Here is a 691-nt window from a genome sequence, read left to right on the forward strand (position 1 = left end):
GCGAAACGTACAGCGCCATGTTTACCAGTCCCGGAATTTGTGAGAGATAGACTTTCTCCGTGGTGAAGGGATAGCTCTCACGGAAAAAGAGACGCAGAAACAGCGGATCAAACTTAAATTTCTGCTCATTTGCCGCCAGCAGCTGGGCGGTTGTGTACATCGACATAAAAAAATCCCGTAAAAAAAGCCGCACAGGCGGCCTTTAGTGATGAAGGGTAAGGTTAAACGATGCTGATTGCCGTTCCGGCAAACGCGGTCCGTTTTTTCGTCTCATCGCTGGCAGCCTCCGGCCAGAGCACATCCTCATAACGGAACGTGCCGGACTTGTAGAACGTCAGCGTGGTGCTGGTCTGGTCAGCAGCAACCGCAAGAATGCCAACGGCAGCACCGTCGGTGGTGCCATCCCACGCAACCAGCTTACGGGTGGAGGTGTCCAGCATCAGCGGGGTCATTGCAGGCGCTTTCGCACTCAATCCGCCGGGCGCGGTTGCGGTATGAGCCGGGTCACTGTTGCCCAGCGGCTGGTAATGGGTAAAGGTTTCTTTGCTCGTCATAAACATCCCTTACACTGGTGTGTTCAGCAAATCGTTAACGGCATCAGATGCCGGGTTACCTGCAGCCAGCGGTGCCGGTGCCCCCTGCATCAGACGATCCAGCGCAGTGTCACTGCGCGCCTGTGCACTCTGTGGTG

General features: G+C 55.9%; 3 protein-coding genes. All 3 read right to left on the reverse strand.

Annotated features, from left to right (window positions below):
* A partial coding sequence (locus HEN21_RS22575) for a major capsid protein (RefSeq protein ID WP_170995215.1) occupies nt 1-166 on the reverse strand: 166 nt, incomplete at its 3' end.
* 55 nt (nt 167-221) lie between these two features.
* Entirely contained in the window at nt 222-554 is a 333-nt protein-coding gene (locus tag HEN21_RS22580) for a head decoration protein (protein WP_001299443.1), read from the reverse strand.
* Nucleotides 555-563: 9 nt separating this feature from the next.
* Nucleotides 564-691: hypothetical protein (locus HEN21_RS23235; protein ID WP_049144200.1), on the reverse strand; the 128-nt coding region annotated here is incomplete at its 5' end.

This window comes from Escherichia sp. 93.1518 (assembly GCF_013368915.2).
GTDB classification, from domain to species: domain Bacteria; phylum Pseudomonadota; class Gammaproteobacteria; order Enterobacterales; family Enterobacteriaceae; genus Escherichia; species Escherichia ruysiae.